13 protein-coding genes are annotated in these 19,258 nt (G+C 63.6%); 8 read left to right on the forward strand and 5 right to left on the reverse strand.

What is annotated here, in order from left to right:
* The first annotated feature begins 138 nt into the window (after window positions 1-138).
* The 4 genes from AAFM31_RS16320 (at window position 139) to AAFM31_RS16335 (ending at window position 8,496) form a co-directional block, all read left to right on the forward strand.
* On the forward strand, window positions 139-2,691 hold the full coding sequence (locus AAFM31_RS16320; RefSeq protein ID WP_341708968.1) for an insulinase family protein: 2,553 nt from the start codon (window positions 139-141) through the stop codon (window positions 2,689-2,691).
* A gap of 201 nt (window positions 2,692-2,892) precedes the next feature.
* A complete protein-coding gene (locus tag AAFM31_RS16325; RefSeq protein ID WP_341708969.1) occupies window positions 2,893-4,059 on the forward strand; it encodes a porin in 1,167 nt (388 codons plus the stop codon).
* A gap of 692 nt (window positions 4,060-4,751) precedes the next feature.
* Complete coding sequence (nosP, locus tag AAFM31_RS16330; protein WP_341708975.1) at window positions 4,752-5,912, forward strand: nitric oxide-sensing protein NosP; 1,161 nt, start codon at window positions 4,752-4,754, stop codon at window positions 5,910-5,912.
* Entirely contained in the window at window positions 5,896-8,496 is a 2,601-nt protein-coding gene (locus AAFM31_RS16335; RefSeq protein ID WP_371833047.1) for a NahK/ErcS family hybrid sensor histidine kinase/response regulator, read from the forward strand. Before nosP ends, AAFM31_RS16335 begins: the two co-directional genes overlap by 17 nt.
* 864 nt (window positions 8,497-9,360) lie before the next feature.
* Here the strand turns inward: AAFM31_RS16335 and AAFM31_RS16340 are convergent.
* The 5 genes from AAFM31_RS16340 to AAFM31_RS16360 all read right to left on the reverse strand — a co-directional run bounded on the left by AAFM31_RS16340 (window position 9,361) and on the right by AAFM31_RS16360 (window position 13,964).
* Window positions 9,361-10,023: a response regulator transcription factor gene (locus AAFM31_RS16340; RefSeq protein WP_083724638.1), complete on the reverse strand. Its 663-nt coding sequence runs from the start codon at window positions 10,021-10,023 to the stop codon at window positions 9,361-9,363.
* A gap of 233 nt (window positions 10,024-10,256) precedes the next feature.
* Complete coding sequence (locus tag AAFM31_RS16345) at window positions 10,257-11,048, reverse strand: ABC transporter permease (protein WP_285678097.1); 792 nt, start codon at window positions 11,046-11,048, stop codon at window positions 10,257-10,259.
* On the reverse strand, window positions 11,045-11,782 hold the full coding sequence (locus AAFM31_RS16350) for an ABC transporter ATP-binding protein (protein ID WP_341708970.1): 738 nt from the start codon (window positions 11,780-11,782) through the stop codon (window positions 11,045-11,047). The genes AAFM31_RS16345 and AAFM31_RS16350 overlap by 4 nt, the downstream gene beginning before the upstream one ends.
* Window positions 11,782-12,756: a YVTN family beta-propeller repeat protein gene (locus AAFM31_RS16355; RefSeq protein ID WP_341708971.1), complete on the reverse strand. Its 975-nt coding sequence runs from the start codon at window positions 12,754-12,756 to the stop codon at window positions 11,782-11,784. The genes AAFM31_RS16350 and AAFM31_RS16355 overlap by 1 nt, the downstream gene beginning before the upstream one ends.
* A gap of 11 nt (window positions 12,757-12,767) precedes the next feature.
* Window positions 12,768-13,964 (reverse strand): ABC transporter substrate-binding protein, encoded by a 1,197-nt coding sequence (locus AAFM31_RS16360; RefSeq protein ID WP_335600060.1) that lies wholly within the window; start codon window positions 13,962-13,964, stop codon window positions 12,768-12,770.
* Between the two features lie 154 nt (window positions 13,965-14,118).
* Between AAFM31_RS16360 and AAFM31_RS16365 the strand changes: the two genes are divergently transcribed.
* The 4 genes from AAFM31_RS16365 to AAFM31_RS16380 all read left to right on the forward strand — a co-directional run bounded on the left by AAFM31_RS16365 (window position 14,119) and on the right by AAFM31_RS16380 (window position 18,196).
* Window positions 14,119-14,556, forward strand: coding sequence for a copper-binding protein (locus AAFM31_RS16365; RefSeq protein ID WP_341708972.1), 438 nt, complete (start codon window positions 14,119-14,121; stop codon window positions 14,554-14,556).
* Window positions 14,557-14,565: 9 nt separating this feature from the next.
* Window positions 14,566-15,843, forward strand: coding sequence for a histidine kinase (locus tag AAFM31_RS16370; protein WP_341708973.1), 1,278 nt, complete (start codon window positions 14,566-14,568; stop codon window positions 15,841-15,843).
* Entirely contained in the window at window positions 15,840-16,481 is a 642-nt protein-coding gene (locus tag AAFM31_RS16375; RefSeq protein WP_341708974.1) for a response regulator transcription factor, read from the forward strand. The genes AAFM31_RS16370 and AAFM31_RS16375 overlap by 4 nt, the downstream gene beginning before the upstream one ends.
* Window positions 16,482-16,675: 194 nt before the next feature.
* Complete coding sequence (locus AAFM31_RS16380) at window positions 16,676-18,196, forward strand: aldehyde dehydrogenase family protein (protein ID WP_335616496.1); 1,521 nt, start codon at window positions 16,676-16,678, stop codon at window positions 18,194-18,196.
* Window positions 18,197-19,258: the final 1,062 nt, after the last annotated feature.

A 19,258-nucleotide genomic window follows, 5' to 3' on the forward strand; every position in this document is an offset into this window, starting at 1 on the left:
GCGCCCGGTCTTTCGCCGCTTGTCGCGGCACCTTACTACTTTGGTACCGGTTTGCCGGGCAGTCTGTCTGGCTGCGTTAACCTGAGCACTGGCTTCTATCCTGCGTGACTTGCCGTGCACCCGATACCTCTTGCCTCCGTGCCTGCCGATCAGCGCGACTACCAACTGTACCGCGCCAGTAACGGACTGCTCTGTCTGCTGATTCACGACGCCCACGCCAGTCAGGCGACGGCGGTATATCAGGTTGCCGCCGGCAGCCATGCCGAACCGGATGATCTGCCGGGGCTGGCACACCTGCTTGAACATATGCTGTTCATGGGCTCGCAGCGCTGGCCCGAGCCCGGCTCGTTTCCAGCCCGGGTAGCGGAGTGGGGTGGGCGCTTCAACGCCAGCACCGCACCTTATGCCACCCGTTTTTTCTGCTCGGTCAGCCCGCAGGGACTGCAACCCTGTCTGGACCAGCTGACCGACATGCTGGCGGCACCGCTGTTTGCGCCCCAGCAGGTCGAGCAGGAACGGCGAGTCATCGACGCCGAGTTTCAGACCCGGCTGGCCGACGACGATATCCATGCCCAGGCGGTGCTCGCTACCCAGGTGCACCCGGAGCATCCGCTCAGCCGCTTTACCGCCGGCAACGGCCAGACCTTGGCCGGGGATGCAGCCGCGTTGTCCGAGCGGCTGAGCCAGTGGCACGCGATTCATTACCGCGCCGGCAGCATGGCGCTGGTGCTGCACGGGCCGCAGGCGCCGGAGCAACTGCTGGCGCTGGCGCAGGACAGCGCAGAGCAACTGCTGGCCGGCCGCGCGCCTGAACCTTTCGCCCAGCCGCTGTTTGCGCCAGGGCAGTTGCCGCGTCAGGTTGACTGGCAAGGTCGCAGCAGTCAGTCGCAGGCGGTATTGCTCTACCCGCTGCGCGAGTGCGCTGTGCACGGCGCCGCGGCGCACTGGCTGGGAGAATGGCTGAACAGCCCGTCACCCGCCGGGGCGCTGGGCTATCTGCGAGACCGAGGCCTGCTCGACGAACTGCACGCCTCGCTGGAGGCGGACGTGGGCGGTCAGGCGTTGCTGCGTATCGAACTGCACAGCGCTGACGCCGAACCGGCACAGCTGCTGGCCGGGCTCGACGGCTGGCTGCAGGCCATGCGCAGCAAGGACCCGGCCGAGTGGCCGCAGGCGGCGCGTCGGGCACTGGCGCAGACCGCCTTTGATCTCGGCCCGCAGGGCGACATGCTCGACAGCTGCCGCCGCTACGCCGATCGGCTGCTGACGCTGCCGGCCGAACAGGTACTGGATGTGGCTGGCGTTGGGTTGCCGACCCTTGGCATGGCCGACTGGCAGCAACTGCTCAGCCAACTGAGCCCGAGCAACCGTCTGCTGTTGCAACGCCTGCCGCGTTTGTTTGGCGGCGAGCTGTGCGCGCATACCGGCACCCGTTGGCAGGCACGCGCTTTGCCGCCGAGCCCGGCGCCGACCGCCAATCTGGCCGGACGGCTGGGCCCCTGTCTTGGCCCGCTGGCCGAGGCACCGAAAGGGCTGCGCTGGTCATCGGTTGCGCCCGGTCTGCGTCTGCACCGGTTCACCCCGCAGGGCGGCGCATTGCGCACCCGGCTGGCATGGTGCTGGGCAGATCAGGCGGCAACGCTGGCCGAGCGCCGTTGGCTGCAGGCCTGCTGGTCGCTGCAGAGCGAGGCGCTGGAGCGCTGGGGCGCGCGGGTTGGGGTGTGCCTGCAATGGTCGCTGGCTCCGGGCCAACTGGTGCTGGATATCCGTGGCCCGCAAAGCCTGTTGCCGAGCTTTGTGCGCGAGCTGCTGAGTCAGCTGCAGGCGCCGCCCGCGGCCAGTCAGCTGGCGCTAATTGAGCGCAGCTGTCGCCGCTGGTTGCAGGACGAGCAGGACGCCTTGCCCGCCTGGCGTCTGCTGCAGACGCTGGAGCAGGAGCGTTCAACCAATGCCCTGCGGCTGCGTGATCCACTGGCGCTCTGGCAGCGGTTGTGCGGGCAGGCGCAGATTATTTGGCTCAAACCCGACGGCTGGCCGGAAGCCGAGCGCTCGCAACTGGCCAAACTGCTGCTCAATCTCTGCCCGAGCTTGATGCAGCCCTTTGCCTGGCGCTGCCCGTTGCCGCAGTTACAACCGGGGCAGTTGCAGGTCAGCGAAGTCAGCAGCAAGCACACCGACCGCGCACAACTGCTCTACCTGCCGGCCGAGGACGATAGCCTGCATGAAGCGGCCTGCTGGCGCCTGCTGCACCATCGGCTGGCCGATCCGTTCTTCGCCGAACTGCGTACCCGGCAGCAGCTGGGCTACTGGGTGGTGGCGCGCCTGCATCGCCGTGCCGGTCGCCCCGGTCTGTTGCTGCTGGTGCAATCGCCGGACCGCTCACACCGCTGCATCGAATCGGCGGTCGACCGCTTCCTTGAGCAGAGTCTGGAAGATCTCGGCACCTTGTCTGCCGATCAGCTGCAGGCTCAGGCGATGCATCTCTCGCAGTTGCTGGAGCAGCAACGTCAGCATCCGCAGCAGGGGTTTGAAGCGCACTGGGAAGACGGCCTCTGGCAGCGTGAAGATCAGCTCGCAGCCGAGCAGCAGGCGCTGCTGGAGCTGACCGCGGGGCATTGGAACGCCTTTGTCAGTCGCCTGCCGCAGAGCGCGCGCTGGCGCCTGCTGAGTCGGCAGGCCGGGGCGGATTGAGCACACCGTGTTCCCGCGCTGGCGGCGGACACTACTACCTCCGGAGGTTGTAAATACAACCTGCCGCAGGCGCGGTTTCTCGTCGCTTGGTCGTACACACCAAAGGGCGATACAACCGCCGCTCTTGGTCAATGGGGGCGGGCAGGGGGCTTTCTGATAATCGGCGTGACGCTTCAGTCACTGATTACATCGGAGAGCACCATGTACAAGAACAAGATTGCCTGCACCCTGCTGACCCCCATCGCCCTCGCGCTGCTGAGCGCTCCGGCATCCGCCGCCATCACCCTGTACGACGAAGACGGCACCACCTTCTCCGCTGACGGCTACGTCAACGCCTTCTACGTCCAGACCGACACCGACAACATCAACGACGATCTGGATCGCGATCAGGCCCGCGTCAAGATGGGCTTTCTGCCGAACTACATCGGTTTCAACATGGGCAAGGACATGGGCGACCTGAAGCTGGGCGCGCGTTCGTCCTTCTGGGTCACCATCAACGACAGCGAAACCAACGGCACCGCCACCGCCATTGACGTTCGTCAGTTCTACGGCACCATCGGCGGCGAGTGGGGTGAAGTGCTGGTCGGTAAGGACTTCGGTCTGTTCGCCCGCTCCAACATTCTGCTCGACGAAATGCTGGCCGGTTACGGTCAGGTCAGCGACACCCTGGGTCTGGTCGACGGCGGCGGCGTGTCGTTCGGCAACATCGGCAGCGGCTACCCGTACCCATTCCCGACCGCTCAGATCACCTACCGCTCGCCGGTCATGGGTGGCCTGCGCGTTGCCGCCGGTATCATGGACCCGGTCGACACCAGCGACGACAGCGCCGTTGGCAAGAACTACCAGGACGCGCCGCGCTTCGAAACCGAGATCACCTATCAGTTCGATCTGGCTGGCGCAGATATCTACAGCTGGGTGAACGCCGGTTACCAGACCTCCAAAAACACCGACAGCACTGTTGATGACGTGACCTCGCAGGGTTTTGGCTACGGCGTCCAGGCGAAGATGGGCGCCTTGTCCCTGACCGCATCCGGTTTTGACGCCGAAGGCATCAACCCGTTCTTCACCAACAACGCGGGCGAAGCGGTACTGCGTGAAATCGACAGCACCGGTTACCTGATGCAGGGTTCCTACACCTTCGGTGGCAAGACCCGTCTGGCGCTTTCCTTCGGCAAGACCGAAGACGATGGCAACGGTCTGGGCGTTGCCGCTGACTACGAAACCCGCGCTATCGGCCTGTTCCACAGCATCAACGAGCACCTGACGCTGGTGGCTGAGTACAACCAGTTCGAGATCGAAGATCGCACCAACAGCGTCACTATCGAAGAGACCGACTCCGTCGCTCTGGGTGTTGCGCTGAGCTGGTAATCGCTTTTATGTAGTGCCGGCCCCCGCCTGTGCAAGCAGGCGGGGGCTTTTTGTTTCTGGGACGGCCGAGTTCCAACTCGGCCACAAGGTTGCACGGTAGTGCGCTGGTCGAGCGGGAGCTCGACCTTCCCGGAGGTAGTCGGTAGCTATAGCGAGTGCGGAGCACTCCGAGAGGCGGCGTGTCGGACGTTGGTTTGGAGCGACCAAGCAATACCTGAGCCGATACCTGGCATGCCACTCCCTTTCCCGTCATCCCCGCCTGCGCGGGAATGACGGCGTGTCTGGGAAGGCCGAGTTCCAACTCGGCCACAAGGTTGCACGGTAGTGCGCTGGTCGAGCGGGAGCTCGACCTTCCCGGAGGTAGTCGGTAGCTATAGCGAGTGCGGAGCACTCCGAGAGGCGGCGTGTCGGACGTTGGTTTGGAGCGACCAAGCAATACCTGAGCCGATACCTGGCATGCCACTCCCTTTCCCGTCATCCCCGCCTGCGCGGGAATGACGGCGTGTCTGGGAAGGCCGAGTTCCAACTCGGCCACAAGGTTGCACGGTAGTGCGCTGGTCGAGCGGGAGCTCGACCTTCCCGGGGCGATTCGGCGCGCATACTGCCCAAGACCTACCAATCCAGTACTGAAGTAGCATAGGGATCAGGCTTGCCTGCTCTCTAGAATTGGTGGCATGAACCCGATTTCCGGTATGCCCGACTTCAGCACGCAGCCGCTCGACGACTGCTTCCGCACCGCCATGACCGAGGCCACCGACCCGGACGCCGCGGCGCAGGATCTGGCGCGCCAGTTATTGCACCCGCATCTGGGCTGTGTGCTGTTCTTCTGCTCGGCCGAATACCCGCTCGACAAGCTGGCGACCGCGCTGGAACAGCACTTTGGCGGCGTCATGCTGTTGGGTTGTACGACCGCCGGAGAGATCAGCGCCGAGGGCTATGGTCGTGGCTGCATCAGCGCGGTCGGGCTGGATCTGCGTACCTTTGCGGTCGACTGCACGCTGATCCGCGGGCTGGACAGCTTCAGTCTGGTTGAGGCGCAGCAGGCGGTAGAGCGCATGCTCGGGCACTGCCGGCAGGTCAACCTGGCGCCGGTCAAGGATCACACCTTTGCCCTGACGTTGCTCGACGGCCTGTCCAGCCGCGAAGAACTGGTGCTCAACACCCTCAGCGCCGCGCTCGGCAGCATTCCCCATTTCGGCGGCTCGGCCGGTGACGACAACCACCTGAGCCACACCCACGTCTACTATCAGGGCCGCTTTGTTACCGGCGCTGCGGTGGTGGTGATGGTCAATACCTGGCTGGATTTTGAGGTGTTCACCACCCATCACCTCAAACCCACCGAAAGCAAACTGGTGGTGACCGACGCCGACAGCAGCACCCGCACCGTGCTGGAACTGAACGCCGAACCCGCCGCCGAGGAATACGCCAGGCTGGTCGACGTGCCGGTGGATGAACTGAGCGGCAAGCACTTTGCCCTCGACGCGCTGGCCGTGCGCATTCGCGACCAGTTCTACGTGCGCTCGATTCAGCGGGTCAATCCGGACCGCAGCCTGACCTTCTACTGCGCGGTGGATACCGGCATCGTGCTTACGGCGATGACGCCGGGCGAGCTGTTGCCCAACCTGCGCCTGCGCCTGGAGCAGTTGCGCCAGCGCCTCGGCGAACCGGTGCTGATCCTCGGCTGCGACTGCTTTCTGCGGCGTATGGAGTCCGAGCTGCGCGGTGAAGATAAGCGCATGTCCGAGTTTCTCGCCGCCAACCGGGTGATCGGCTTCAACACCTACGGTGAGCAGTTCAACGGTATGCACATCAACCAGACCTTTACCGGGGTGGCGTTTGCATTCCCGCGTTGAGTTGGCGGTGCATGACCCGGAGCTGCTGGCTGAGCTGGAAGCGCTGCGCGCGCAGAACAGCAAACTCAAACGCATCAATGCCGCGCTGATCGAGCGGGTCGAATCCAGCTCCAGCCAGCGCACTGAAAGTTATGCCGCGTTTCAGCACTCGGTGGAACTGGCCGAGCAGGTACGTGAACGCACCCAGGCGCTGAACGACACCATGGCCGAACTGCAGGCCAGTAACCGCCTGCTCAGCGATGCCCGCGCCCGCGCCGAGAAGGCGCACCATTACCTGATCGACGCCATCGAAAGCGTCCCCGATGCCTTTGTGCTGTTCGACGAAAACAAGCGCATCGTGCTGTACAACCGCCGCTTTGCCGCGTTCTGGCAGGGCACCGGCGTGCGCATCACCGAAGGCACCTCGCTCGGCGAGGTCAAGCGCATGGCACTGCGCGCTGGGCTGATCGTCGATACCGACGCCGCCGCCGACGGCCACCTGCTGCATCAGCTGCGCGATCAGCGCTGGATGCAGGTCAGCGAAAGGCCGACCCGCGAAGGCGGGCTGGTGATCATGTACACCGACATCACCGACCTCAAGCAGTCCGAAAAGGCCCGGCGCGAGAAGGCGCTGGAGCAGAAGACCCGGTTGCTGCAGCGTACCGTCGACAGCCTGTCGCAGGGCGTCGCGGTGGTGAACGACGAAGGCGCGCTGGAAGTCTGGAACGGCCGCTTCCTGGAGTTGGCCGGGCTGGCACCGATTGAAGCCCATCGCCCGTTCGACGAGGTGATGGAAGACAGTGAGCTGGAGCTGTTCACGCCCTACAGCCGCACCGAGCAAGGCGCGCCGGTGCTGACCTGCGAGCAGCATCTGGGTAACGGCCGGGTGCTGGAAGTGCGCACCCATCCGATGCCCACTGGCGGCTTCGTCAACACCTTCACCGACATCACCGAGCGCGACCTCTACGCCCGCGCACTGGAAGACAGCGAGCGCTGGGTGCGGCTGATTACCGACCACGTGCCCGCGCTGATCGCCTACGTGGGCGCCGATCTGACCTACCAGTTCACCAACAAGGTTTACGAAGACTGGTACGGCTGGGCCCGCGGCGAGATCCTCGGCCACAGCCTGCACCGGGTGCACAGCGCCGAGCAGTACGCACGACTGGAGCCCTACATTGCCCGCGCCTTCAATGGCGAAAGTGTCAGTTTCGAGTTTGCCGAACCCAATCTGGACGGCCATCAGCGTTACCTGCTGCGCTCCTACGTGCCCAACCGGGGTGTCGACGGCGAGGTGGTTGGCATCTTCGTGATGATCCGCGATATCACCGAGCGGCGGCGCACCTCCGAGGCGCTGCATCAGGCCTATCAGCATCTGGAGCAGCGCGTGCGTGAGCGCACCCAGGAGCTGACCGAAGTGAACAGCCAGATGCGCCAGGAGATCCGCGAACGCGCCGAGGCCGAAGCCCGCCTGCGCGAAGCCAAGCGCGAAGCCGAGCAGGCCAACCTGTCGAAAACCAAGTTCCTTGCCGCGGTCAGCCACGACCTGCTGCAGCCGCTCAACGCCGCGCGGTTGTTTACCGGCGCGCTGCTGGAACAGCAGGTACCGGAGGGCAGTGCATCCTTGGTACGGCAGGTCAGTCACTCGCTGGAAGACGTCGAAAACCTGCTTGGCACGTTGGTCGATATTTCCAAGCTGGACGCCGGGGTCATCAAGCCGGATATCAACGCCTTCTGCCTCGACAGCCTGCTCGACAACCTCGCCAACGAATACCGTCAGCTCGCCGCCAGCGAAGGGCTACAACTGAGCTTTGTGCCGTGCGGCGCGGTGGTGCGCAGCGACGCACAGCTGCTGCTGCGCATCCTGCGCAACTTCCTCACCAACGCCATTCGCTACACGCCGTCCGGGCGCATCCTGCTCGGCTGTCGTCGCCATGCCCACGGCCTGCGCATCGAAGTGTGGGACACCGGCATGGGCATCCCGGAAGACAAACTGCAGGAGATCTTTCAGGAGTTCAAACGGGTCAACCCCAGCGCCAACACCCGCGACCGGGGGCTTGGCCTCGGCTTGGCCATCGTCGACAAGATTGCCCGCATGCTCGGCCACCGCATCCGCGTGCGCTCGACCGAAGGACAGGGCTCGGTGTTCAGTGTCGATGTACCCTTTGGCCGTCTGCAACCGACCGTGGTGCAAGACGAACCGGTCACAGCCCGCATCGGCGAGCGCCTGCCGGGCTCGACCATCTGGGTGCTGGATAACGACGCCGCCATCTGCGCCGGCATGCGCACGCTGCTGGAAGGTTGGGGCTGCAACGTCATCACCGCGCTGTCCGAAGACGACCTCGCCGCCCAGGTTGACAACTTCCACGCCCAGGCCGACCTGCTGATCGCCGACTACCACCTCGACAACGACGTCAACGGCGTCGACGTCGTCCAACGCATCAACGCCCGCCGCAGCTCACCGCTGCCGGTACTGCTGATCACCGCCAACTACAGCAACGCCCTCAAGCTGCAGGTGCGGGAGTTGGGGCATGTGATTTTGCATAAGCCGGTGAAGCCGATGAAGTTGAAGACGGCGATGAGTCATTTGTTGGCGGTGAGTGGTTAGCGTGGCCTAGCCCACGAGCGCTGTTTGTGTCGCTGGATAGTTTCTCTGCATGCTGCATCTTCGTTTTTCGCCTTCCTGGCGAGTCACTTTTCTTTGCTTGGCCAAAGAAAAGTAACCAAAAGAAAGGCCACCCCAACTGCACGGCCCTTCGGGTTCGCTGCGTTGCTCGGCCTGACGGGGGCCGGCAGAACTCGTCGCTGCGCTCCTCAAACAGGCTGCCGTCCTATTTCCCGTCAGCCCTGCGCTACTCGCCCGCGCAGACGGGGGGTATTGGTCCGTGCATCTGCCTCTTTCTGTGTAGGAGCTAGGCATGCCGTACCTGTTTCCAGGCCTTAACGCCTCTCCCGTCATCCCCGCCTGCGGGAGGATGACGTTGGGTGAGCTGGGAAGGCCGAGTTCCAACTCGGCCATGACGTTGCACGGTGGTTCGCTGGTCGAGCGGGAGCTCGACCTTCCCGTGTGTGTGGTTTTGATTGCGGAGAAGAGGGTCGAGTGCGCACGGCTCCAGATCCCGTTTACGCGGGCGAGTAGCGCAGATTTATCGGGAAAAAGAAGCGTAGGGTGTCTGAGGAGCGTAGCGACGAGTTTTACGCTTCCCCGATAAATCGAGCAACGCAGCGAACCCGCAGGGCCGCGTAGCCGGGTGCCCCGGGGGATTGCTAAGGGGGGCTGGGCAAGCAGCCCCCCTTGGCTCGCCGGAGAAGGCGAAACGAGGACGACAAGTCGACGCAGATAATTATCAATGCTGTGGAGCAGCCGCAGCTCGGTTTGACGGGAAGGCCGAGTTCCAACTCGGCCATGACGTTGCACGGCGGTTCGCTGGTCGAGCGGGAGCTCGACCTTCCCGGTTACGGGCGAAAGGGCTCAGCGCCGCAAATACGCACTGAAATCCACATCACTCGCCGACAAAATCGCCTGGACCCGGTTATGCACATTCAACTTGCGCAGAATCGCTGACACGTGCGCTTTCACCGTGGTTTCGGCGATGTCGAGGTGGTAGGCGATCTGTTTGTTGGACTCGCCCTTGGCCATGCGCTCCAGCACCAGCAGCTGCTTGCGGGTGAGGGCGTAGAGCAGTTCCGGGGAGATCGGGTATTCCTCGGGGTTGCGGCGGGTGATGGTGTGGTTGGCGCGGATGATGTCGGAGGGCAGGTAGACGTTGCCGTCGAGGATCTGCTCAATCGCTTCGGTCATCTGCGCGCGCGGTGAGGATTTGGTGATAAAGCCGACGGCGCCGTAGGTGATGGCTTGCAGCACTACCTGCTTGTCTTCCTCAGCCGAGACGATGACCACCGGAATCGACGGCGACTCGTTGCGCAGCGTGATCAGGCCATTGAGGCCGTGCATGCCGGGCATGTTGAGGTCCAGCAGAATCAAATCCAGGTCGTCCTGTTCCCGGGCTATGGCCAGAGCACTATCCAGGTCGCAGGTTTCCAGCAGCTCGCTGCCGGGAAATCCGCTACTGATGACGTTGCAGATGGCCTCGCGAAACAACGGATGATCATCAGCTATCAGTATCTTGTACATGGCTTGGGCAACCTGTTTTTGTTGTATTCGGTTATGCCGGGCAACGCTGGCCCGGTGGTATCAGTTGGTATTACACCCCCGGTGGGGCGTCTTGCAAATGATACATTCGCACAACGAACCGGTACTAAAGTAGTAAATCGTCATTAGCCGATGGCTCAAGGCTGCAGGCTAGAGGGCATGGGCGTTGCAACGCGATTTTGGCGGTGTGTGACGGGATGTTGCCCAGCGAGGCCTTAACCACGAATCGCCGCCCGCTGCGGGTTGAAGGTCAGCACCGCCGCCAGACTGAACAGCAGCCACAGGCCCAGACACACCAGCAGCGCGGTCAGATTGAACTGCTGATACAGCGCAAAGCGCACCAGTTCCACCGCGTGGGTAAACGGGTTGAGTGCGCACAGCCAATACAGCCACTCGCTGGATTCGCGCATCTTCCACAGCGGATACAGCGCCGACGACAGAAAGAACAGCGGGAAGATGACGAAGTTCATCACCCCGGCAAAGTTCTCCAGCTGACGAATCCCGTTGGACAGCAGCAGCCCCAGTGAGCTTAGCAGCAGCGCCGCCAGCAGCAGCGCGGGCGCGGCGGCCAGAAGGCCCCAGAGTGGGGGGCGAATGTCGAAGCACCAGGCAATCGCAAGGAAGGCATAAACCTGAATCAGCGACACCAGCGCGGTCGCCAGCAGCTTGCTGAGCAGCAGAAATGGCCGCGGCAGCGGGCTCATCAGCAGCACGCGCATGCTGCCCATCTCCCGGTCGTAGACCATCGACAGCGAGCCCTGCATGCCGTTGAACAGCAGGATCATGCAGCACAGCCCGGGCAGGATGTAGGTCTCGTAGGTGATGTAGGTGCTGTACGGCGGGATGATCGACACCCCGAGCGCGGCACGAAAGCCGGCGGCAAATACCAGCAGCCACAGCAGCGGCCGCACCAGCGCACTGAGAAACCGTGAACGCTGCTGGAAGAAGCGCAGCCACTCGCGCTGCATCACGCCCTGCAGGCAGTTGAGGTATTGGGCAGCGGTCATAGCGCGGGCTCCTCGCTGGCGCGGCTGAGCCGCTCGAAGGCGTCGCTGAGGCTCTCCTTAGTTGAGCCGTTGCTCAGGGCGTCGGCTTGCCCCTGGGCGACCACGCGGCCGCGGTTGAGCATCACCACCGGGTCGCTCGGCAGAATTTCGTCGAGCAGGTGGGTGGTCCAGATCACCGTCAGTTGCTGTTCATCGCACAGCGCGCGCACGTGTTGATTGAGCGCCCGACGGCTGGCCTGATCCAGCCCCACGCTGGCCTCATCCAGCAGCAAAGTGCGCGGCTGATGCAGCAGGGCGCGGGCGATCTCGACTCTCCGGCGGTGGCCGCCGTTGAGCGCGCGTACCCGTTCGTGCTGGCGCTCGCCGAGTTGCTGGCGGGCCAGTTCGGCATCGATCCGCAGCCCGGCCTCGCGCCGCGACAGCCCGTGCAGCGCGGCGTGGTAAGCCAGGTTCTGGCGCACGCTCAGGTCCAGATCCAGCGTGCTCTGCTGAAACACCACACCGAGCTGGCGCAGCGCCGCGCGCGGGTGCTGGCGGATCGATAAACCGTCGAGCAGGATGTCGCCCTGCTGCAGGTCGTACAGACGGCTGAGCAGCGCCACCAGCGTGGACTTGCCCGCGCCATTGGGGCCAAGGAGGGCGTTCAGGCAGCCCGGCTGGCAGCTGAAATCAACCTGCTTGAGCGCCTGACGCTCGCCATAGGCGAAGCTGACCTGCTGCACGGCGATGGTCATCAGGGCGTGACCACCACACCCCAGGGGAAGCGGCCGACCTTGATCGACTTCACTACCTCCAGGTCCTGGACGTTCACCACGGATACGTCGCCGCTGATGCCGTTGGTGGTCAGCAGCAGGCTCTCGTCGGCGTTGAACGCCATGTGCCAGACGCGGCGGCCAACCAGCAGGTAATCCAGCACCTCGAAGGTGTGGGCGTCGACCACCGCCACATGGTTGGCTGGGCCAAGGGCGACGAAGGCGTATTTGCCGTCGCGGGTCAGGCGCACGCCAACCGGCTGGATGCGGTCCGGGTGAATGCCCTTGATCTCGAAGGTCAGGACCTTTTTCACTTCGCGCGAATCCACGTCCATCACGGTAACGGTGCCGCCAATCTCGGCCGAGGCCCACAGCGTCTTGCTGTCGTGGCTGAACTCGACGTGACGCGGGCGCTGGTCAACCAGGGTGTTGTCGACCAGCTCATTGGTGGTGGTGTCGATCCAGTGCAGCATGTTGGTGGTTTCGCTGGTGTTCACCGCCCACTTGCCGTCCGGGCTGACCGCCATACCTTCGGGCTCGACGCCCACGTCGATCTGCGCCAGTACCTCGGCGGTCGGCACGTCGACCACGGTTACCAGCGCGTCGTCTTCGTTGGAGATGTACAGGGTGCGGTCGTTCGGGTGCAGGGCAAACTGCTCGGGGTCAGCGCCGGAAGGCAGTTCCTGAATGATGCGGCGGGTCGCCAGATCCATGATCTGTACGGTGTCGGAGTCGCTGGCGCAGATGAACAGCTTGCTGTTGTCGCTCGACAGCAGAATGCCGCGCGGCCGCATGCCGACCTCCAGCGTGTCGGTGACCTCCAGCGTGTTCATGTCGATCACCGAGATGGTGTTGTCCTTCTCGTTCGATACGTAGGCAGTCTCGGCCAGAGCAGGGGTGCTCGCAGCGGTAATCAGCGCGGCCAGCAGGGCGTTGCGAAAGGGCAGAATAGTCATGGGCAGCTCCATCAGCTCCGGGTCAGGTGTTCGGCGATGCGGCACTGGCTCTCGGGCTCGTCGTAGCCGAGGGTGTCCAGGTCGGTGCCGGGGTGCAGGAATCCGTCCTGCGGTGAGGTGGTCACCAGTGCGCGTGGCTGCACCAGTGCGATCGGCTGGCGCAGCTGGCCGCTCCAGGTGCGGTAGCTCAGCTTGCGGCCCTTGAAGCCGTCCATCGGCAGCCGGTCGCTGACGCTGAGCGCGGCAATCGCCTCGGCGTCGGTGTTCTTGAGGGTGGTGACCGCCGCGCCAATCGAGCGCACGGCCAGCCACGAAGCAAAGTCCAGACTGTTCATCCAGCGCCCGGCGTGTTCCTCAAAGCGCTTCTGCAATTGCGCCGCGCCGTAGGTTTCGATGGTCTTGTGCCAGCCGACCGGGGTCAGGCCCTGGGTGCCGGCCACCGGGCGCGGATACCAGGTGTTGTAGGGGATGTATTCGCCAAAGTCGCCGCGCTCGTCGGCCACCAGTACCACGTCGTACTCGTCGGTCTGGGTGAACAGCGGCACCTCGGCCTGGGCGGCGCGGCGCAGGTCGGTATCAAAGCTCCACTCCTTCTCTGCGACGATGCGCATGCCGTAGCGCTGGGCGGCGCGCTTGAGCGCGTTGGCGTAGGCCTGATCCTCGGCGGTCGGGCCGCTGATCAGCAGCCAGCGCTTGAGTTTGCGGCTGAGCAGAAACTGGCCCAGCGCATCGGCCAGCATGGCGCGGCTGGGCAGGGTGTGCAGCACGTTAGGCAGGCACTGGGTGGTGCGCAGGGCGTCGTCGTAGCTGCCAGCGTTGAACAGCAGGCTGTCGCCAAACTCGGCCGACAGGGTGCTCAGCGCGCTGGCCGGCAGGTTGCCGATGAACAGCCGCACGCCGTCTGCATGCAGGGCGCGGGCGGCGTCGAGGGTGGCGTCCAGCTCGGGCTCGCTGGCGGTCAGCAGCTGGTAGTCGTGCTTGAGGAAGCGGCCAGTGGTGTTGTTGTCGACGATGGCGAGTTCCGCCCCGCGCAGGCCAGCGTCGGTCGGTTCGGGAATCACGTTCGACAGCACCGGGCCGGGGTCGGGCGTCCAGGTCACGTAGCCAATGCGCACCGCCAGCGGCTCGGCATGGCTGCGTTCGGCGACCAGTGTGGCCGCGCACAGGGCGAGCATGAAAAATGCGGTTTGGGTGAGCAGCGGGCGCATCGGGGCCTCCTTTTTGTTGTGGCCCCAGCATAGGAACCGCCCGCCGGCGGGGAAATATGAAGAAAGTACCAATAGCCCGGTACCAAGGTAGTATTTCGGCTCGCAGCAGGGTCTTTAGCATTGCGGCAAGACAATAAGAAAAGGATTGCCCCCCATGTCGCACACCCGCACCCTGCTGCACGTCAGCCTCATGCTGATCTGTCTGATTGGCACCGACCGCCTGTTCGCCGCCGGTGACCTGACCCGCCGTACTACGCCCTTGCCCGACCTGATTCTGGGCAACGAAGAAAGCGACTTCGCCATGAGCCAGAGCGAATACGAGCTGGAAACCGGCAAGGCCTATCAGCTGATGATCGTCTCCTCCGGCCAGAAGGAATACGCCTTCCAGGCGCCCGACTTCTTCAAGACCGTGCACCTGCGCAAGGTTGAGGCCGGTGATGTGGAAATCAAACCCGCCGTGCTGCACGAACTGGAATTCGAAGAGGCCGGTGAGGCCGAAGTGTTCTTTACCCCGCTGATCCCCGGTCGTTACGCCTTCTATCTGAAGGGCTACGAGAGCAAGGGTATGCAGGGCACCTTCGTCGTGCGCTGATTGCTGCCGATGAAAACCCTGCCGCTGGCGGCGCGCCTTTATACGGGTGTGCTGCTGGCTTTCGCTGCGATGTTGCTCAGCCTGCTGCTGGTGCTGCTGCAACAGGCCGAAAAGGATCTGGTGCGTGAGCTGCACGCCAGCCGTGCGCTGGCGCTGCAACTATTCGACGGCCTGTCGCGCAGCGCCAGTTCACCCGACCCGCAGCAGTTCGATGGCCTGCGCCACCTGCGCATCAGCCGCGTGGGTGAAGCGCTGCCCGCAACCACGGCTGAAGACGTGCCGCGCTGGCTGGTCAACTGGTTGCAACCGGCGGTAGATGAACGCTTCCCGCCGCTGACGCTGTCGTTCAACGACGGCTCCCAGTGGCACATCACCCCAGACCCGCACGACGAACTGGGCGAAATCTGGGAATCGGTACAGCTCCTGCTACTGGTGTTTGCTGCGGCGCTGGCGGTCTCGCTGCTGGCGATCCATTGGGCGCTGGGCCGCGGTCAACGCGCTTATCAGCAATTGCTCGGCGGTCTGCATGAGGTGGCAGCGGGGCGCTTCAGCACCCGGCTGGCCGCCAGTCAGCAACCGGAACTCAATCATCTGGCCGAGCGCTTCAACGCGATGACCGGCGCCTTGCAGCAGGCCGAGCAGCGCAACCAGAACCTCACCGAGCGGCTGCTCAGCGTGCAGGAAGACGAGCGCACGCAACTGGCCCACGCGCTGCACGACGATCTGGGTCAGTACCTCACCGGCATCCGCGCCCAAACCTTCATGCTGCAGCACAGCCGCGGCGCCTCACCCGAGCAGATCGAGCAACTGAGTCAGCAACTGCTCGCCAGCTGCGATGGCTTGCAGCAGGGCTTTCGCGCCCTGGTGCGCGACCTGCACCCGGTGGTACTGCAACGCCTTGGGCTGGAACAGGCCTTGGCCCAACTGACCGAACAATGGCAGGTACAGCACGGCATCGACTGCCGCCTGCTGCTGACAACTGACTTGCCCGAGCTGGCACCTGATGCACGCGCGCATCTCTACCGGCTGGTGCAGGAAGCGTTGAACAACGTCGCCCGCCACGCCCGCGCCACGCAGGTGCAGATCTGGCTCGGCTGCGTGGGCGATCAACTGGTGGTGCGTATCGAAGACGACGGCTGCGGGCTGGAGCAGGGCAGCGTCTGGGGTATCGGCATGCATTCGATGCACGAACGCGCCCGCTGCCTTGGCGCCGCGCTGCACCTGCGCAGCGCCGAGCAGAGCGGGCTGATACTGGAACTGAGCATTCCCTGGAGGCAGGCAGCATGAACATCTTGCTGGTGGACGATCACGCGGTAGTGCGCCAGGGCTACACCAGCCTGTTGGCGATGATGCTCGGCCAGGCCGAGGTGCGCGGCGTCGAGAGCGGGGAGGAGGCCATCGCCGCCGCCCAGCAGCGCGTGCCCGATCTGGTGGTGATGGACATTGGCCTGCCCGGCATCAGCGGCATCGAAACCGCCCGGCGGCTGATGCAGCGCTGGCCGCTGCTGCGCATCCTGTTCTTCAGCATGCACGATGAACTGCCGCTGGTGCGTCAGGCGCTGGCGACCGGCGCGTTGGGTTACATCACCAAGAATGCCTCGCCCGAAGTGCTGCTCGAAGCCGTCGGCCGCTGCCTCAAGGGCCATCGCTACATCGAACAGGAACTCGCCACCCAGCTGGCCTGCGCCGGCAGTGATGAACGCCTCGACCCGCGCCTGCGCGACGTCACCCAGCGCGAGTTCGAGATCTTCGTCATGCTCGCCCGCGGCGTGCCGCCCCGGCAGATCGCCGAGAACCTGTGCATCAGCAGCAAGACCGTCTCCAACAACCTCACCGTGCTCAAGCAGAAACTCAACGTCAGCTCGCTGACCGAACTGGTGCATCTGGCGATTGATACCGGCGTATTGCGGGTGCAGCGCGCCTGACCGCTCGTCGGTGCTGCGGCGCGGCAGCGCCCGGGTTGACTAGCGTTAGAGGGCACCTGTGACCTCCGAACCTACTACTAAATAACGACGTCATCCCTGCCAAGGGCCCATACCGGACACCCCGGAGCCGTCACTAAGATCGAACCATGACTTGACCCGTGCGGGGTCAGGCTTGCGCTCAGAGGACAACAACAATGATCTATGCACAACCGGGAGCCGAAGGCTCCGTCGTCTCCTTCAAGTCTCGCTACGGCAACTACATCAACGGTGAGTTTGTTGCGCCGGTCAAAGGCCAGTACTTCACCAACCTGACGCCGGTCACCGGCAACGCTGTGTGTGAAATCCCGCGCTCCACCGCAGAAGATATCGAGAAGGCGCTGGACGCCGCTCACGCTGCCAAGGATGCCTGGGGCAAGACCTCCGTGCAGGCGCGCAGCAACATCCTGCTGAAAATCGCCGACCGCATCGAGCAGAACCTCGAACTGCTGGCCGTCACCGAAACCTGGGACAACGGCAAAGCCGTGCGTGAAACCCTGAACGCCGACATCCCGCTGGCGGCTGACCACTTCCGCTACTTCGCCGGCTGCCTGCGCTCGCAGGAAGGCACCGCTGCCGAGCTGGATGAGCACACCGCGGCCTACCACTTCCACGAGCCGCTGGGCGTGGTTGGTCAGATCATTCCGTGGAACTTCCCGCTGCTGATGGCCGCGTGGAAACTGGCCCCCGCGCTGGCTGCCGGTAACTGCATCGTGCTCAAGCCTGCCGAGCAGACCCCGCTGAGCATTCTGGTGCTGATGGAAGTCATCGGCGACCTGCTGCCGCCGGGCGTACTGAACGTGGTCAACGGCTACGGCCGCGAAGCCGGTGAAGCGCTGGCCACTAGCACCCGCATCGCCAAGCTGGCGTTCACCGGTTCTACCCCGGTTGGCCGTCACATCCTCAAGTGCGCTGCGGAAAACATCATCCCGTCTACCGTCGAGCTGGGCGGCAAGTCGCCGAACATCTACTTCTCCGACATCATGCAGGCGGAAGAGTCCTTCATCAGCAAGGCCGTTGAAGGCATGGTGCTGGCGTTCTTCAACCAGGGCGAAGTGTGCACCTGCCCGTCCCGCGCGCTGATTCAGGAAGACATGTACGACGACTTCATCGGCATGGTTCTGGAGCGTACCCGCAGCATCAAGCGCGGCAACCCGCTGGATACCGAAACCCAGGTCGGCGCACAGGCTTCCGAGCAGCAGTTCGACAAGATCCTGTCCTACATGGAAATCGCCCGCGAAGAGGGTGCCGAGTTCCTGATCGGTGGCGGCGCAGAGCGTCTGAACGCCGAGTTCGGCAACGGCTACTACATCCAGCCGACCCTGCTCAAAGGCCACAACAAGATGCGCATCTTCCAGGAAGAAATCTTCGGCCCGGTGGTCAGCGTCACCACCTTCAAGACCGAAGCCGAAGCCCTGGCGATCGCCAACGACACCGAGTTCGGCCTGGGCGCCGGCCTCTGGACCCGCGACATCAACCGTGCCTACCGCATGGGTCGTGGCATCCAGGCCGGTCGCGTCTGGACCAACTGCTACCACATGTACCCGGCCCACGCCGCGTTCGGTGGTTACAAGAAGTCCGGTGTCGGTCGCGAGACCCACAAGATGATGCTCGACCACTACCAGCAGACCAAAAACCTGCTGATCAGCTACGACGTCAATCCGCTGGGCTTCTTCTAAGCCCAGCCAGAGCAACCCTTGGGCAGGTAGCTCCACCTGCCGGGGAGAGCGTAGTACCCCGAGGGAACATGCCCCTCGTTCTGCAAGTCTGTTCGTGAAACTTTGGCGTGACTTCGGTCACGCCTTTTTTTGTCTGGGATTTGGTGGGGGGGATATCTATCGCTCCGCTGCTGACCCGATCTCCCGTAGGGGCACGGCATGCCGTGCCCGTGGTGACGCCTGCACAAACGTTACCGGTTTTGATCGTTCCCATGCTCTGCGTGGGAACGCCTGCAGGACGCTCCGCGTCCCTTTCACTTTGGCGTGATTGGCTCGCAGCTGCCTTTCGCCTTCGCGGCACTGCCGTTTGATGCCCCTGGCGCTCCGTGTATTCGGTTATGGTAGATCCGACCAATGCGTAGGGGCACGGCATGCCGTGCCCGTGGTGACATCTGCACGAACGCGAATGGTTTGGTTCGACGAAGTGTGCGTTGCTCGCATCTGCCTTTCGCCTTCACGGCGAGCAGGGGGAAATGCTTGGCCATTTCCCCCTGCACCCCCTAGGCCACCCCGACTACGCGGCCCTTCGGGTTCGCTGCGTTGCTCAATTTATCGGGGAGTCATAAAACTCGTCGCTGCGCTCCTCAGACATCCTATGACTCTTTTTCCCGATAAATCTGCGCTACTCGCCCGCGTAAACGGGGACCCGGGGTCCGTGCAAGCAAGATGGTTTGCGCTCTAACCAAAAATCAGCTTGCCGTGTGTGCTCCTTTCGCTAAAGTAGGAAGTACTTCACAAACTTCGCCGCAGCGCGAATGCGCCGAGAACACCAGGGAGGGTGGTAACTGCATGATTATAATGAAAAAGTCTCTAAGCGCGCTTTCGGTGTTATATGGTGCGCACGATTATGTATTAGTGCCGCGTGCTATCTGATCACTGTGAGGTAAATATGAATACCACTACAATCGTGCTTGACCATGTGAATGGTATTGCTCTTGATCCTCGTGATCCGCCATTCAATAACTATCTGAATCGCACCGGGTTTCGTGGAGGCCTCAACTCTTGAGAGAATGAGGCATGAAG

Origin of the sequence: Halopseudomonas sp. (assembly GCF_038130085.1) — a bacterium.
Classification (GTDB): domain Bacteria; phylum Pseudomonadota; class Gammaproteobacteria; order Pseudomonadales; family Pseudomonadaceae; genus Halopseudomonas.